Source organism: Streptomyces sp. SID12501 (genome assembly GCF_010550245.1).
Lineage (GTDB): Bacteria > Actinomycetota > Actinomycetes > Streptomycetales > Streptomycetaceae > Streptomyces.
In genome coordinates this window covers 1-583 of sequence record NZ_JAAGLU010000302.1, presented here as the reverse complement: position 1 = coordinate 583, position 583 = coordinate 1, and the positions used below count along the sequence as shown (strand labels likewise).

Here is a 583-nt window from a genome sequence, read left to right as displayed (position 1 = left end):
AGCCTCATCAGGTCCGTGTTGACGAGGTTGATGCCGATCTTGACGCTGATCAGGTCGGCCGGCTCGTCGCGCATCGCCCGGGCGGTGAAGGGATCGAGCAGGGCGTTGCCGCAGAGCCCCAGGTTGACGAGCTCCACCGCGCCCGCGGTGGCGGCAACGGCCGGCCAGGTCCCGGTGGGGGCGGCGGCGTTGGCGGCCGCCTGCCCGGGCGACACGATCAGCCGGGACAGCCCGAGCCCCGCCGCGAGGCAGACCACGGCGACGACGGCCATGGCGACGATGGTGCGGCGGCCGCCGCTGACGTGGCTGGAGACCGTGCTCACGATGAACTCTTCCGCTCGGCGCGACGCGTCACTTCGACGCGGTCTGCTTGTCGGCGATCGCCTGGAGCTGGGCGCCGTACTTGTCCCACATGCGCTTCTCCAGCGCGAGGTTCGCGGCCTTCAGGGCGTCGGCGTACCCCGCGGAGTCCTTGCACGTCCAGTCCGCGGTCGCGAGCGCGATCTCCTTCTTCTTCAGCTCGGCCATCTTCGTGGCGTCGGGCTGGTAGTCGAACTCCGCGAGCTCCTCGTCGGTCGCGCCC

Annotated in this window: 1 protein-coding gene and 1 pseudogene; both read right to left on the bottom strand. The window is 71.0% G+C overall.

Going from position 1 to position 583, the window contains the following annotated elements; genetic code table 11:
* Positions 1 to 323, bottom strand: a pseudogene (locus G3I71_RS45870) (hypothetical protein); the annotation flags it as partial.
* 28 nt (positions 324 to 351) lie between these two features.
* A partial coding sequence (locus tag G3I71_RS45865; RefSeq protein ID WP_164324875.1) for a hypothetical protein occupies positions 352 to 583 on the bottom strand: 232 nt, incomplete at its 5' end.